We start from the raw sequence: 15548 nt of genomic DNA on the forward strand, positions 1-15548 counted from the left end.
GCAGCGCACGACATCGATGGGAGAGGCAAAAGGCATGAGCGAGAAGGCGTTGACCTTCCAGGACATGATCCTGGCTCTTGAGCACTACTGGGCGGAGAAGGGCTGCACGGTCATGCAGCCGTACGACAGCGAGGTTGGCGCGGGCACCTTCCACACCGCGACCACGCTGCGCTCGCTGGGCCCCGGCTCCTGGAGGACCTGCTACCCCCAGCCCTGCCGCCGTCCCGCCGACGGGCGCTACGGTGAGAACCCCAACCGCCTGCAGCACTACTACCAGTTCCAGGTGCTCATGAAGCCCTCTCCCGCAGATTCCCAGGAGCTCTACCTGGGATCGCTGAGTGCGATTGGCCTCGACCCCAGCAGGCATGACGTCCGCTTCGTCGAGGACGACTGGGAGAGCCCGACCCTAGGTGCCTGGGGCTTGGGATGGGAGGTCTGGCTCAATGGCATGGAGGTGACCCAGTTCACCTACTTCCAGCAGGTTGGAGGCATCGAGGTTGATCCCGTCCCGGTCGAGATAACCTATGGCCTCGAGCGCATCGCCATGTACGCCCAGGGCGTCAACTCGGTGTACGACCTGGTGTGGAGCTACCTCCCCGACGGAACCCCCATGACCTACGGCGACGTCTTCCTCGAGAACGAGCGCGAGTTCAGCGCGTACAACTTCGAGGTCGCCAACGTCGAGATGATGCGCCAGAAGTTCGACGACTACGAGGCCGAGTGCCACTCCTGCCTCGAGGCGAGGCTCCCGCTTCCCGCATACGACTGCGTGATGAAGTGCAGCCATGCCTTCAACCTCCTCGACAGCCGCGGAGCCCTCTCGGCCGTCGAGCGCGCGAACTACATCCTGCGCGTCCGCACCGTCGCCAAGGCCTGCTGCGAGGCCTACCTCGAAGAGGTCGCCGGAAAGGACGCAAACGCACAGAAGGGGGAGGTGGCCTAGATGGCACAGACGCGTGACTTCCTGCTCGAGATCGGCTGCGAGGAGATGCCCTCCGCGCCCCTCATCAACGCGACCCGCCAGCTCGGGGCGCTCGTGAGCAAGGGGCTCGACGAGGCGGGGCTCGCCCATGGCGAGGTCCGTCCCTGCTCCACCCCGCGCAGGCTCAGCGTGATCGTCCGCGACGTCGCCGCCCAGACCGAGGAGGTCCACGAGGTCAAGCGCGGTCCGGCGGTCAACATCGCCTTCGACTCCGACGGCGCTCCCACGAAGGCGGCGCAGGGCTTCGCGCGCAAGCTGGGGCTTGCCGCCGAGCAGCTCGCGCGGCGCGTGGACGCGGACGGCCGCGAGTACGTCTTTGCCGAGAAGAGCATCCCCTCCCGCCCCGCGTCGCCCATCCTCTCGGAGCTCTCCGAGCGCGTCATCGGCTCCCTCGAGTGGCCCAACTACCGTAGCCAGCGCTGGGGCAGCGAGCACGCGAGCTTCGTGAGGCCCATCCGTTGGATCTGCTGCCTCTTTGGAGAGGACGTCGTCCCCGTGAGCTACGCGGACGTGACGAGCTCGAACACCACGCGCGGGCACAGGGTCCTGGGTCCCGGCGAGCACGTCGTGCCAAACCCCGCCCAGTACGAGTCCGTCCTCGAGTCCGCCGGCGTCCTCCTCGAGGAGCGCAGGCGCGCGGTCATCATGGAGGGCGTGCGCCGGGTCGAGGAGGAGCGCGACGGGGCCCACGTCGACACGCCCAGGAAGGTCCTCGACGAGGTCGTCAACCTCTGCGAGTGGCCCACCGTGCTCGTGGGCACCTTCGACGAGGAGTTCCTCCGCGTCCCCCACGAGATCATCTGCGAGTCCATGCTCACGAACCAGCGCTACTTCCCGATCTACGACGTCGCGGGCGAGCTCACCCGCGAGTTCGTCGTCGTCTCCAACACGGCGCCCGAGAACTCCGGGCGCGTCGTGGACGGCAACGAGCGCGTGGTCCGCGCCAGGCTGGACGACGCGAAGTTCTTCTACGAGGAGGACCTGAAGCGCCCGCTCGAGGACTACGTGGAACGACTCTCCAGCGTCGTCTTCCAGGAGAGGCTGGGAACCGTGCTCCAGAAGGCCGGCCGCATGGAGGCGCTGGCCCCCGAGGTCGCCCGCGAGGCCGGTCTGGACGACAGGCGCGCCGCGCTCGCCGGGCGCGCGGCGCGCCTGGCCAAGGCCGACCTCGTCACGCAGGCAGTGGTCGAGTTCACGAGCCAGCAGGGTGTCATGGGCGGCTACTACGCCCAGGCGGCGGGGGAGGACGCTGAGGTGGCGGACGCCGTCCGCGAGCACTACCGTCCACGCTTCGCCGGGGACGAGCTCCCCTCGGGCGAGGTCGGCAAGGCCGTCGCCGTGGCGGACAAGCTCGACACCATCTGCGGCATCTTCGCCATAGACGAGCCACCCACCGGCTCCTCCGACCCCTTCGCGGTGCGGCGCGCCGCCATCGGCGTCATCGCGCTCCTCCGCACGCTCCCCGAGGTGTCGCTGCGCCGCCTCATCGGTCTCTCCCTTGACGCATACCTGGCGCAGGGGCTCGACTTCGACGCCTCGTCGGTCGCCGGCAAGGTGGCGGACTTCTTCGCAGGTCGCCTTGCCACCATCGCCCGCGACGACGGCGTCTCGGTCGACGTCATCGAGGCCATCTCGTCCGTGGGCGTCATCGACCCCGCCGAGTTCCTCGCCCGCGCGCATGCCCTCGAGGACGCCCGCGCCAAGCAGCCCGAGCTCTTCGACGACCTCGCCACCGCCTACGCCCGCGCCGCCCACCTCGGCGACGCCAGCCTCGGGAGCGAGGTGGACCGCTCCCTCCTCGGGGAGGCGGAGCTGCGCCTCCTCTCTGCCTGCGAGGATGGTGGGCGAAATGTGGAGGAGTGCCTCTCGCGGAAGGACTTCGAGGGCGCCTGCAAGGCTCTCGCCGAGCTAAGGGAGCCAATCGACCGATTCTTTGATGACGTGCTCGTCATGGACGAGGACACTCTGGTAAGAGAGAATAGGCTGCGCCTTCTCAACCGCTTCGCCGGCGTCTTCTCCGACGTGGCCAACGTCGGCGCACTCTCTCGCAGGAAGTAGGCAAGGCCCCGCCCCGGCGGAGGTCGAGACGGGGTGCTAGAGGGCCCCATAGACAGGGAGGCAGGCCCATGGCCGAAGACAGATTCGACGACCCGCTGGTGTTCGAGGACGTCACGCCCATCGTGTTCGTCATATCGGACGCGCGTGGCAAGACCGCCGCGGGCGTGGTCGAGGCGGCGGCAGACCAGTTTGGTGACGACGCCGTCATCATCAAGACGCTCGGCAACGTGAACTCCGCAGAGATGGTGAGCGACTACCTCAACAGGAACCTCGACGAGGACGTGCCCATCGCGGTGTTCCACACGATCGTGGACCGCAACCTCCGCCGCGACATCCGTCGCGAGCTCGACAAGAGGGGCATCCCCTCCATCGACCTCCTGGGTCCCGCGATCACCGTCATCTCCACCCTGACGGGGGAGGAGCCGCACTATCAGGCGGGCCGTCGTTCCAGGACCGAGGTTCACGAGGCGTAGCAAAAACTGGTCCCTAGTATAGGGCAAAGCATGCTCGTCTAATTGTCCAATCTACGGAAGGCTGATTTGCCCCGATGATTGGACGAGGTGTACCTTGCCTGTTTTGGTCGATAAAATAAGTCAGAGTTAGTGAGGGCACCTGCCGTTTGCACGCGCAGGTGTTCTTTTGGAAGGGGCCGGGACCTCTCGCGCCCAAGGAAGACCTTGAAGGAGTGCTATGGCTGAGAAGCATGTGTATCGCTTCGGCACGGACGAGAACGGCAACAACGTCACCGAAGTCGCCGGCAACACCGTCGAAGAGGCGAAGTGGATCACGGGCGGCAAGGGCGCCAACCTCGCCGAGATGGCCAACATCGGCCTGCCCGTCCCTCCGGGATTCTCGATCACCTGCCAGACCTGCGTCGCCTACTCTGAGAACAACGTCTGGCCCGAGGGCGTCCTGGACGAGATCGACGAGTATCGTCGCGACCTCGAGAAGCGCATGGGCAAGAAGCTGGGCGACAAGGAGGACCCGCTGCTGGTCTCCGTCCGCTCCGGCGCGCCCTTCTCCATGCCCGGCATGATGGACACCGTCCTGAACCTGGGCCTCAACGACGACTCCGTCGAGGGCCTCATCAAGCAGACCCAGAACGAGCGCTTCGCGTGGGATTCCTACCGCCGCTTCGTCCAGATGTTCTCCAACGTCGTCATGGGCGTCGACGGCCAGCTCTTCGAGGACGCCATCAGCGCCAAGAAGGCCGAGAAGGGCGTCAAGCTCGACACCGACCTCGACGCGGCCGACCTCAAGGACCTCACCGAGACCTTCAAGGCGATCTTCGCCAAGAACGTCGACTCGCAGGCCCACCCCGAGGTCGCCCCTGACGGCGTCGCCTCCTTCCCCCAGGACCCCTATCTGCAGCTGCGCCTTGCGGAGCAGGCCGTCTTCGGCTCCTGGAACACCGAGCGCGCCATCCTCTACCGCAAGCAGAACAAGATCGACGACAGCCTGGGCACCGCGGTCAACGTCCAGGTCATGGTCTTCGGCAACAAGGGCGAGACCTCTGCCACCGGCGTGGCCTTCACCCGCAACCCCGCCGACGGCACCAACGAGCGCTACGGCGACTTCCTGGTCAACGCCCAGGGCGAGGACGTCGTGGCGGGCATCCGCAACACCGAGCCCATCGCCGACCTGGTCAAGATTCCCGCGCTCAAGGAGGCCGGCGAGCAGCTCTTCCACGTGTTCGAGATCCTCGAGGACCACTACGCGGACATGATGGACATCGAGTTCACCATCGAGCAGGGCAAGCTCTGGATGCTCCAGACCCGCGTCGGCAAGCGCACCGCGCTCTCTGCCCTCAAGGTCGCCATGCAGATGGTCGACGAGGGCCGCATCACCAAGGAGCAGGCGCTCCTGCGCGTCGCGCCCGACCAGCTCGACCAGCTCCTGCACCCCCAGTTCGACCCCAAGGCGAAGGTCGACGTCGTCGCCAAGGGCATGAACGCCAGCCCCGGTGCCGCCGTGGGTGCAGTCGTCTTCTCCTCTGACGCCGCCGTCCACTATGCCAACATTGAGAAGCCCTGCATCCTGGTGCGCTGGGAGACCACTCCCGACGACCTCAAGGGCATGGTCGCCGCCGAGGGCATCCTCACCTCGCATGGCGGAAAGACCTCCCACGCGGCCGTCATCGCCCGTGGCATGGGCGCTCCCTGCGTCTGCGGCGCCGAGGCGCTGAAGATCGACGCCAAGGCCAAGGAGGTCGCGATCTCCGGCACCGACATCGTGCTGCACGAGGGCGACATCATCTCCATCAACGGCACCACGGGCGACATCATCGTCGGCGCCGTGCCCCTGACCCGTCCCGAGCTCACCGGCGACCTCGAGACCATCCTCGAGTGGGCCGACGAGGTCCGTCGCGACGCGTCTCGCGGCCGCATCTTCGGCGTGCGCACCAACGCCGACAACCCCGAGGACGCCCAGCTCTCCGTCGACTTCGGCGCCGAGGGCATCGGCCTCGACCGCACCGAGCACATGTTCCTGGGCGATCGCAAGCAGATCATCCAGTCCTTCATCCTCGCTGACACGGACGGCCAGAAGCAGCAGGCCCTCGGCCAGCTCCTCAAGGCCCAGACCGGCGACTTCGAGGGCATGTTCAAGGCCATGGACGGCAAGGCCGTCATCGTCCGCCTGCTCGACCCGCCCCTGCACGAGTTCCTCGACGACCCCCGCGAGCTCGCCGTCGAGATCGCGCACTCCGAGGGCCGCGGCGAGAACGAGGTCCAGCTCAAGGCCATGCGCGCCCGCCTCTCCCGCCTGGACTCCTTCCAGGAGGCCAACCCCATGCTCGGACTGCGCGGCTGCCGCCTCGGCATCGTGTACCCCGAGCTCAACGACATGCAGGTCCGTGCCATCGCCGGCGCCGCCGCCAAGCTCAAGAAGCAGGGCCTGAACCCCAAGCCCGAGATCATGGTTCCCCTGATCTCCAGCGTCGAGGAGCTCAAGCTCGTCCGCGGCCAGATCGAGTCCGTCGTCAAGGCGGTCTCCGAGGCCGAGGGCGTCGAGCTCAGCATCCCCATCGGCTGCATGATCGAGCTCCCGCGCGCCGCCGTCACCGCCGACGAGATCGGCCAGTACGCCGACTTCTTCAGCTTCGGCACCAACGACCTCACGCAGACCACCTTCGGCTTCTCGCGCGACGACGTCGAGAGCGCCTTCATCCCCCAGTACCTCAACAAGAAGATCCTGCGCTCCAACCCCTTCGAGACCCTCGACACGGGCGTCGCGAAGCTGGTCGAGATGGGCGTCAAGGGCGGCCACAAGGCCAACGAGACCATCATCTGCGGCGTCTGCGGCGAGACCGGTGGCGACCCCGAGTCCATCCAGATGTACTACGACCTCGGCCTCGACTACGTGTCCTGCTCGCCCTACCGCGTGCCCATCGCACGCCTTGCCGGCGCCCAGGCCAAGATCAAGTCGAACGGCGGTCCCGCCAAGCTTGCCTAGGAGCAAGCGTGGCATCACAGTCCTGACGTGAGGGAGGGGGCCGACGTGCCCCCTCCCTCGTCGTTTGCGGGCGGGCAGAGCAAGGAGGCTTTCCCATGGGAGCTGTCATACGTCGCAGGGACCTGGAGGCCCGCGAGCACGAGTTGCTGAGTCCCCATGCGAGCTTCAGCGACGAGAGCCTCGGCAGGGCGCGTCCCGAAGAGGCGGACCCCCTCAGGACCTGCTACCAATGCGACCGCGACAGGGTCCTGCACAGCAAGAGCTTCAGGCGCCTGGCCAACAAGACGCAGGCGTTCCTGGCGCCCGAGGGCGACCACTACCGCACGCGCCTCACGCACACTCTCGAGGTCGCCCAGATAGCGCGCGACATAGCCCGGCCACTCGGACTGAACGAGGACCTCACCGAGGCCATCGCCCTGGGACACGACCTCGGCCACACCCCCTTCGGACACACGGGCGAACGCGCCCTCTCTCGTGCCATGGCACTCCATCGCGGCATCGATCCCGAGAGCGCGGAGGGAAGGGCGCTCTTCGAGCACAACGCGCAGAGCGTTCGAATATTGGAGAGGCTCGAGAAGGGAGGCAGGGGACTCAATCTCTCGAGGGAGGTCCTTGACGGCATCCGCTGCCACAAGGGCGGCCTTCGCGCCGCGACGCTCGAGGGGCGGGTGGTCGCCCGTGCAGACCGCATCGCCTACGTGTGCCATGACATAGACGACGCCGAGCGCGCGGGACTGCTCTCGGAGGACATGCTCCCCGTGCGGTACCGCGACTGCCTGGGACACTGCTCCTCCGAGAGGATCGAGACCATGGTGCGCGACGCCGTGACGACCAGTGCCGGTGCAGACGACATACTCATGTCCGAGCCCGTGTGGCAGGCCATGATGGGTCTTCGCGAGTTCCTCTTTGAGAACCTCTACACGCGCGGCGACGCTAAGTACGAGGAGCCCAAGGCGAACCGCATGATCGGAGAGCTGTTCGACTACTTCATCGCTCACCTGGACGAGGTGCCCGCCGAGTACAGGGGGCTCGAGCCCGACCGACCGGACGTCGAGGTCGCCGACTTCGTGGCAGGCATGACCGACCGCTATGCCGTGCGCATATACGAGGAGCTCAAGGTTCCTCATGCCTGGAGGGCGCCTGAGCTCCATAGGGACCTGTAAACGGCGGGCGCATGATACGATGCCTTGGACGCGGAATCTGCGGGGGAGGCGGGCATGGTCCAGGCGAGCGTGGATACATTCGAGACCACCCGCGCGAGGCTCCTTTCGGTCGCGCGGGACGCCTTCCTGCGCAATGGGTTCCTGGGCGTCTCCCTGCGTTCCATCGCGGCGCTGGCACAGGTCACGACCGGTGCGATCTATGGCCACTTCTCCAGCAAGGAAGACCTCTTCGACCACGTGGTGGCGCCATCCGGCGACGGCCTCTTCTCCCTCTATCAGGCTCTCATCGACGAGTTTCTCGCGTTTCCTCCCGAGATGCGCTCCTTCGACGCCATGCTCGACTTTGAGCTCGAGGCGCGTACCCGCATCGTCGACTTCATCTACGACCATCCCGAGGACTTCCTCATCATCGCCAGGGGATCCGCGGGCACGCGCTGGGAGGGTTACCTCGATCGCTTCGTAGAGGCGGAGAAGTCCAGCACCGTGGAGTACGAGGCGACAGCGGGCGGCCAGCTGGAGGGGATCGACGGGATGCTGCTCGAGGTGCTTGCGCGCTACCTCGTCCAAGGCCTCTTCGAGCCCCTCCTGCGTGGGCTCTGCCGCGAGGACGCACAGGCCTTCGCAAGGAGGTTCGGACTCTTCTTCCATCACGGCTTCCAGGCTCTCATGGAACCTGGCCAGACGGCCTGACCTAGTCCCAATCGGACTTTTTTCGCCTGCTTCCCCCCTTGCCTCCCAATGAAATAACGTTGTTATAACCTAGAGATAGTCTTGGTTAACTTAAGTTGGGAGGAAGCATGGAAGAAAGGGATGCTCGGGACACCGACACCGCCACGGCGATCGCGTCGGCGAACCCCCTGGCTCGTCTCCTCGATTGGGCGGGTCCCGGCGGCAGGGCGCTCTACGCGCTCTCCGTCGTGCTCGCCGTCGTGGGGGTGGCGGGCAGCGTGCTGCCGTACTTCGCGGCAGGCCAGATGGTCGTGGGCGTTCTGGAGGGGGAGCGCGACCTGTCTTTCTACCTGGGCTGGTGCTCTCTCGCCGCGGCAAGCTACGCGGCGTACGTGGTCTTTCACTACGCCTCCACCTCCATATCCCACGTGGCGACCTTCAAGACCATCTCGTCCATCCGCAGGCGCCTCGCGTCGAAGCTCGCGCACGTCCCCATGGGCTACGTCCTGGACACCCCCTCTGGGAAGCTCAAGAACGTCATGGTCGAGAAGGCCGATGGAATAGAGACCACCCTTGCCCACGTCGTGCCCGAGATGACGAGCGACCTGCTCGTCCCCGTGGTGGTAGTGGTCTACCTCTTCACGCTCGACTGGCGCCTCGCCCTCGTCTCCCTTGTGACCATCCCCGTTGGTGCTTTCGTGTACGGCCAGATGATGAGGGACTACGAGCAGTGGTACGGCAACACGGTGGCCACGGGCAACGAGATGTCGTCCGCCGCGGTGGAGTACGTCAACGGCATCGAGGTCATCAAGGCCTTCGGGCGTTCCGCGAGCTCCTACGAGAAGTTCTCGAAGGCCGTGTGGGCCTATGCCCACTCCTTCATAGACTGGATGGCGCACTGCCAGATCTGGTCGGACATGGGTCTGGCCATCATGCCCGCGACCCTCGTCGGCGTGCTGCCCGCAGGCTGCCTCCTCGTTGCGTCGGGCCAGGTCAGCACATCCACGTTCGTGCTGTCCGCCATCCTCTCCGTGGGCATCTTCCCCCCGCTCTATGCTGCCATGAGCTTCATGGACGCGCTGGCGCAGGTGGGCACCACGGTCTCGCAGATAGCCGAGGTCCTCGACCAGCGCGACCAACAGAGGGCCGCGGCCCCCTGCGCACGGCTCGACGCGAGGGGGGCCGTCGGAATCGAGCTGAGGGGCGTGCGCTTCTCGTACGGCCGCAGCGAGGTGCTCCACGGCGTCGACCTCACGGTCCCTGCAGGCCAGGTCTGCGCGCTCGTGGGACCCAGCGGCTCGGGCAAGTCCACCATCGCCCGCCTCATGGCAGGCTTCTGGGATGCCGACGAGGGACAGGTCAGCCTCGGGGGCGTGCCGCTCGCCGAGCTCTCCGCAGACCAGCTCGCCCATGAGGTCGCCTACGTGTCCCAGGACAACTACCTCTTCGACGCAAGCGTCATGGACAACATCCGCATGGGACGGCCTGACGCCACTGACGACGAGGTCGTCGAGGCCGCGCGCAGCTGCGGCTGCCACGACTTCATCATGGGTCTCGACCAGGGCTACCAGACCGTGGTGGGCGGCGGGGGAGGCCACCTGTCGGGTGGCGAGCGCCAGCGCATCTCCATCGCGCGCGCCATGCTGCACGACAGCCCGGTGGTCATCCTGGACGAGGCCACTGCCTACACCGATCCCGAGAGCGAGGCCCAGGTCGAGGAGGCGGTCTCCAGGCTCGTCGCGGGGCGCACGCTCGTCGTCGTCGCGCATCGCCTGTCCACCATCACCGACGCCGACCAGATCGTGGTCGTGAGCGACGGGCGCATCGAGGCGACGGGCACCCACCAGGGGCTCATGGGGTCCTGCGGGCTCTACCGCTCAATGTATCAGGCTCACATCGGAGCCCGTGACATCGCCGTCACCAGCTCGAGGGGGGAGTAGTCCCATGATCTCGACCATTCTCAAGTACTTTCGCTTCGGGGGAAGCCATGCCGGGCGCCTGTGGCGGGGCATGGCGTGGTCTCTCGCCAACTCCGTCTTCGAATCGCTGCAGATACTGGCCCTCGCCCTGGTGCTGTCGGCTGCGGCGACGCAGTCCCTCGGACCGTCTGTCGCCGTCTCGGCCTTCGTCGTCATGCTCGTCTCCATCGCGGGCAGCGCCGTCTGCGCCCATTTCAAGAGCGAGAACTTCTGCGACGGCAACTTCTCGATGTGTGCCGAGAAGCGCGCGGAGATAGGCGACCACATGCGCTACCTGCCCATGGGCTACTTCAACGCCAACAGCTTGGGCGAGATCGCCAGCACGATGACGAACACCCTCGACGACGTGCAGAACGTGGGCGGCCTCGTCTACACCAACGTCATCGCCGGCGTGACCCTCTCCGTCGTCATGGCCCTCATGCTCGCGGTCATGAACCCCCTCTGCGGGCTGGTCGCCATCGCCACCATCCTCGTGGTCCTGGCCGTCAACGCCATCATGCAGCGCGCGTCGCGAGCCGTGTCGGACAGGCGCGTGAGGAGCCAGCGCGCCATCGTGGGCGCGGTCCTCGAGTACGTCCAGGGCATCTCGGTCGTGCGCGCCTTCTCGCTCCTGGACGGGGCCGAGAGCAGGATTGACGGCGCGATAGCGGACTGCGAGCGTGCGAACCTCGCCCTGGAGCTGAGCTTCATCGCCTTCATGGTGCTCGAGGCCGTTGCGTGCAAGGCGGCGAGCATCCTGATGTGCCTCCTCTCCGTGAGCCTCTGGGTCTCTGGCGCCATGGAGACGGGGGCCTGTCTCACCATGATCGTCGCGTCGTTCATCGTGTTCGCCAAGCTCGAGCTGGCGGGCTCCTATGCCAGCCTCCTGCGCCAGATCGACGTGAGCATGGACAAGGTCACGGACCTGCTCGCCACTCCGCCGATGGACGAGGGGGCGGGCCTGAGCTCAGGCGATGGCTTTGGCATCGAGCTCGACGACGTCTCGTTCTCATACGGGGAGCGTACCGTCGTCGACCACGTGTCGCTCTCCATACCGGAGGGGACGTCCTGCGCCATCGTGGGTCCCAGCGGCAGCGGCAAGACGACCCTCTCGCAGCTCATGGCCCGCTTCTGGGACGTCGGGTCGGGCAGGGTCCTCGTGGGCGGGCGCGACGTGCGAGACTGGGAGGTCGACGCGCTGCTCTCCAACTTCTCCATGGTCTTCCAGGGTGTCTACCTCTTCGACGACACCATCGAGAACAACATCAAGTTCGGTCGTCCTGAGGCCACGCACGAGGAGGTCGTGGAGGCCGCGCGGCGCGCCTGCTGCGACGACTTCGTCGGGAGGCTCGCGGAGGGCTACGGGACCCGCATAGGGGAGGGCGGCGCGACCCTGTCGGGCGGCGAGCGCCAGCGACTGTCCATCGCCCGGGCCATCCTGAAGGACGCCCCCATCGTGGTTCTGGACGAGGCCACGGCGAACGTCGATCCCGAGAACGAGCTCGAGCTCCAGCGCGCCATTGCCGAGCTGAAGAGGGGGAAGACCGTCATCATGATCGCGCACCGGCTCAAGACCGTGCGCGACGCCGACCAGATCGTGGTCCTGGATGCCGGACGCGTGGTGCAGCGGGGCACGCACGAGAGCCTCATGCGGGAGGAGGGCATATACCGCGACTTCGTCGGCATGCGCGAGCGTGCCATCGGATGGAAGATAGCACGGGGCTAGACATGCCGGGCGTTGTGGTGAGTTTATGCCCCGGGGGGCGAGGGCCCCGAGACGTCCTTGCCCCCCTGCGAGGCATGGCATATAATCGCACACCGTGTGTAAAGCTATGTGCCGCCGCTAAGGCCACGGCACCTCTAGAGACGAGGAAGAACATGGACTACATCCGCGCAATCGAGCGCCAGCAGATCCGCGAGGACATCCCTCAGGTGCTGGTCGGCGACAACGTCAAGGTGCACTACCGCATCAAGGAGGGCGACCGCGAGCGCGAGCAGGTCTTCCAGGGTGACGTCATCCGCCTGAGCGGCTCTGGCGCACGCGAGACCTTCACCGTTCGCAAGATCAGCTTCGGCATCGGCGTCGAGCGCACCTTCCCCCTCCACAGCCCCAAGATCGCCAAGCTCGAGGTCGTCCGTCACGGCGACGTCCACCGCGCGAAGCTCTACTACCTCCGCGACCGCGTGGGCAAGGCAGCGCGCATCCGCGAGAAGCGCTAGTCCGTCTGGATTTGCCTCTTCGGGCCGTTCCGTTTCCTCGGGGCGGCCCTTTTTCTTAGACCAGGCCTCGACCGGGGGAGACGACCATGCCAGCCTCAAGCCATGCAGCCAGCGCCCGGGAGGTGACGGCGCTCCTGAACGATGCCGACGCCTCGGAGCTCGAGGCCCTTGTCGCGCGCTATGGCGAGGACCCGCGCAAGCAGGTGCGGCACGCGGTCGCCTCGGCCCTCAGGCGCAGGGACGCGGCCCTCAGGGAGCGCGAGCGCGTGGAGGAGATGTACCGCCTCCAGCGCGAGCTGGGGGGTGACGGCATGGTCCTGGGCGTGGACGAGGTGGGCAGGGGCTCCATCGCCGGCCCCCTCACCGTCGCCGCGGTGGCGCTTCCCGTGTTCCCCATGGTCTGGGGCATCAACGACTCGAAGCAGCTCTCTCCCGCGCGCCGGGAGGTGCTTGCCGCGCGCATCGCGGAGGTCGCCCTGGCCATCGGGATCGCCCACGTGGAGCCTGCGTCGATCGATGCCGTGGGGATGTCCGCCGCGCTGCGCATGGCCATGGCGCAGGCCATAGGGGATGCTGGGGTCGAGCCCGACTGCGTGCTCATAGACGGCAACCCGGTCCACGTGCATCCCCGCGAGAAGACCCTCGTCAAGGGGGACGCGCGCGTCGCCTGCATCGCCGCTGCGTCCATCGTCGCCAAGGTCACGCGTGACGGCATCATGGTCGCCTACGACCGCGTGTATCCCGGATACCACCTTGCCCGGTGCAAGGGCTACGGCTCTGCGGAGCACATCGCGGCCATAAGGGAGAAGGGCCTCTCTCCCATACACCGCGTCTCGTTCTGTGGAAACTTCCTGGAGACGCCCCCTCTCTTCTGACACCGCCTGTCGTTCTGGCGCCCACCTGCCATGCAGGCCTTCCTGCCGCCATCAGCGCACCCAGCCCGTGCTCGTTGACTTTCCTATCTGTCACGCAGCTGACCGCAAGCTGCCGACGAGCTTCCCGCGAGCCTCCTCGGGGATGCTTGCCCTCCCATTGGACGAGCGGAGGGAGACGCACATGGACGACCAGAGGGGCTTCAGGCAGGTCTTCGGGGCGGGGGTGCCGGACGGCGAGTTCCCCCTGGACGACGAGCTGTGCCCGGGCCTTTCGGATTCCGACGGCTGCCTGGACGAGGCAATCGACCCGCATGACCTGGGAGTGCTGGGCGAGCGCCTGGCGGCGGCCTACCTGCAGAGGCGGGGCTTCGAGCTCCTCGAGGCGAACTACCGCTGCCGCTTCGGCGAGGCGGACCTCATCGCCCAGATCGACGACGAGACCGTGCTCGTCGAGGTCAAGACGAGGCAGGTCCCCGCCGGCATGGAGGAGGGCATTCCCGAGCTCGCGGTGGACTTCCAGAAGCGCCAGCGCTACCGCAACATCGCGCTGAGCTACATGCTCCAGAATGGCGACGTTCGCTACATCCGCTTCGACGTGATCGCCATAAACGTGACGGGCACGCGCTGCGCCCACCTGCGACACCTCGTGGCCGCGTACGCATGGGACGAATGATGGCCGGGGACTCGCTCAAGGTGAGGAGCGCCTGCATCCGCGGCATCGAGGCGCAGCCCGTCACGGTGGAGGTGTCGCTCTCGGGTGGCATCCCGGGCTTCACGATGGTCGGCATGCCCGACTCGGCGGTGCTCGACTCGCGCTCGAGGGTGCGCTGTGCGCTCAGGGCCTGCGACTACAGCATGCCCCGGCTCCACATCACCGTGAACCTCGCCCCGGGGGAGATGAGGAAGACGGGCACGGGCCTCGACCTGCCCATAGCGGTGGCGATCCTCGCGGCTACCCGCCAGATACCCAGTGCCGGGCTCGAGGGCTGCCTCTTCGTGGGAGAGCTCGGCCTGGACGGCTGCGTCCGCCCGGTGAGGGGGCTCGCGGCCTACCAGGGGCTCGCCCAGGGGCTCGGGCTGGAGCTCGTCTTCTCCTCCTTGGGGCCCGAGCCCGCCGACCTCAGGGCGGGGATGAGGGGAATTAGGACCCTGGGTGAGCTGAGGTCGGGCGTGGCGCGGCTCTCGCCCGCGCCGACACCGCCTCCCGTGGTGGCGCCCGAGGCGCCGGGCGCGCCCGGGCCGGACTTCGCGGACGTGTACGACCAGGAGGAGGCCAAGCGTGCGATCGTCGTCTCTGCCGCAGGCGGCCACGGCATGCTCATGGTGGGCCCTCCCGGCGCGGGAAAGTCCATGCTCGCCCGTCGCGTCCCGGGGATACTTCCCCGGCTCACGCCCCAGGAGCGCAAGGAGGCGCTCCTCCTCACCTCGGTGGCCGGCCAGGACGTGGAGGGCATCTGCAGGGGAGAGAGGCCCTTCCGCGCACCGCACCACTCCATCTCGCTTGCGGGGCTTGTGGGAGGCGGGAGGCCCGTCATCCCCGGGGAGATCTCGCTCGCCCATCACGGGGTCCTCTTCCTGGACGAGCTCCCCGAGTTCGCCTCCAACGTGCTGCAGTCGCTCCGCCAGCCCATGGAGGAGGGGGTCGTCCGGCTCGTGCGGGTGGACGGCGTCTACAGCTTCCCCTGCGACTTCCTGCTCATGGCGGCGGCGAACCCCTGTCCCTGCGGCCATCTGGGAGACCCCGGCCATGTCTGCAGCTGCCCGCCCGGAAGGGTGGAGCGCTACCAGTCGAAGATAGGTGGCCCCCTCATGGACAGGATCGACCTCCACGTGGACGTGAGGCGCCCGGAGTCACGGAAGCTGATTCGCTGCGCCGAGGGGCTGAGCAGCGAGAGCATGAGGGAGCAGGTCCTGCGCGCCCGCGCCTTCAGGAGGGACCGCGAGGCGAGGATGCCGTCCGGGCCCGGCCAGACGCTCGTGGGCGCGCTCTCGTTCGAGCCGCGCGCCCAGGCCGCCCTCGAGGGCATGGCCTCCAGGCTCAACCTGGGAGGTCGTTCGATCGTCAAGCTGGCTCGGGTCGCGAGGACCATGGCGGACCTGGCCGAGCGCGCCTCCGTCTCGCGCGAGGACGTGCTCGAGGCGAGTGCCTACCGCTGTCACCTTGGATGAT

At 67.2% G+C, this 15548-nt stretch carries 12 protein-coding genes; all 12 read left to right on the top strand.

Annotated features, from left to right (window positions below):
• Positions 1 to 34 precede the first annotated feature (34 nt).
• The 12 genes from HMPREF1008_RS07090 to HMPREF1008_RS07145 all read left to right on the top strand — a co-directional run bounded on the left by HMPREF1008_RS07090 (position 35) and on the right by HMPREF1008_RS07145 (position 15547).
• Positions 35 to 943: a glycine--tRNA ligase subunit alpha gene (locus HMPREF1008_RS07090; RefSeq protein WP_009279179.1), complete on the top strand. Its 909-nt coding sequence runs from the start codon at positions 35 to 37 to the stop codon at positions 941 to 943.
• Positions 944 to 3040, top strand: a complete 2097-nt coding sequence (gene glyS / locus HMPREF1008_RS07095) for a glycine--tRNA ligase subunit beta (RefSeq protein WP_009279180.1) — start codon at positions 944 to 946, stop codon at positions 3038 to 3040. It begins immediately after the preceding gene.
• A gap of 68 nt (positions 3041 to 3108) precedes the next feature.
• On the top strand, positions 3109 to 3513 hold the full coding sequence (locus HMPREF1008_RS07100) for a kinase/pyrophosphorylase (protein WP_009279181.1): 405 nt from the start codon (positions 3109 to 3111) through the stop codon (positions 3511 to 3513).
• Positions 3514 to 3730: 217 nt separating this feature from the next.
• Positions 3731 to 6493, top strand: a complete 2763-nt coding sequence (ppdK, locus tag HMPREF1008_RS07105) for a pyruvate, phosphate dikinase (protein WP_009279182.1) — start codon at positions 3731 to 3733, stop codon at positions 6491 to 6493.
• Between the two features lie 95 nt (positions 6494 to 6588).
• Positions 6589 to 7656: a deoxyguanosinetriphosphate triphosphohydrolase gene (locus tag HMPREF1008_RS07110; RefSeq protein WP_009279183.1), complete on the top strand. Its 1068-nt coding sequence runs from the start codon at positions 6589 to 6591 to the stop codon at positions 7654 to 7656.
• Between the two features lie 54 nt (positions 7657 to 7710).
• Positions 7711 to 8346, top strand: coding sequence for a TetR/AcrR family transcriptional regulator (locus HMPREF1008_RS07115; RefSeq protein ID WP_009279184.1), 636 nt, complete (start codon positions 7711 to 7713; stop codon positions 8344 to 8346).
• Between the two features lie 107 nt (positions 8347 to 8453).
• Entirely contained in the window at positions 8454 to 10265 is a 1812-nt protein-coding gene (locus HMPREF1008_RS07120) for an ABC transporter ATP-binding protein (protein WP_009279185.1), read from the top strand.
• Between the two features lie 4 nt (positions 10266 to 10269).
• Positions 10270 to 12009, top strand: coding sequence for an ABC transporter ATP-binding protein (locus tag HMPREF1008_RS07125; protein ID WP_009279186.1), 1740 nt, complete (start codon positions 10270 to 10272; stop codon positions 12007 to 12009).
• A 152-nt stretch (positions 12010 to 12161) separates the two neighbouring features.
• Positions 12162 to 12503 carry a 50S ribosomal protein L19 gene (gene rplS / locus HMPREF1008_RS07130; RefSeq protein WP_009279187.1) on the top strand — a complete coding sequence of 114 codons (342 nt, stop codon included), beginning with the start codon at positions 12162 to 12164 and terminating at the stop codon, positions 12501 to 12503.
• Positions 12504 to 12589: 86 nt separating this feature from the next.
• Entirely contained in the window at positions 12590 to 13378 is a 789-nt protein-coding gene (locus tag HMPREF1008_RS07135; RefSeq protein WP_009279188.1) for a ribonuclease HII, read from the top strand.
• Positions 13379 to 13559: 181 nt separating this feature from the next.
• Entirely contained in the window at positions 13560 to 14051 is a 492-nt protein-coding gene (locus HMPREF1008_RS07140; RefSeq protein ID WP_009279189.1) for a YraN family protein, read from the top strand.
• Positions 14048 to 15547, top strand: a complete 1500-nt coding sequence (locus HMPREF1008_RS07145; protein WP_009279190.1) for a YifB family Mg chelatase-like AAA ATPase — start codon at positions 14048 to 14050, stop codon at positions 15545 to 15547. The genes HMPREF1008_RS07140 and HMPREF1008_RS07145 overlap by 4 nt, the downstream gene beginning before the upstream one ends.
• Position 15548: the final 1 nt, after the last annotated feature.

It is taken from the genome of Olsenella sp. oral taxon 809 str. F0356 (genome assembly GCF_000233535.1).
GTDB lineage: Bacteria > Actinomycetota > Coriobacteriia > Coriobacteriales > Atopobiaceae > Olsenella_I > Olsenella_I phocaeensis.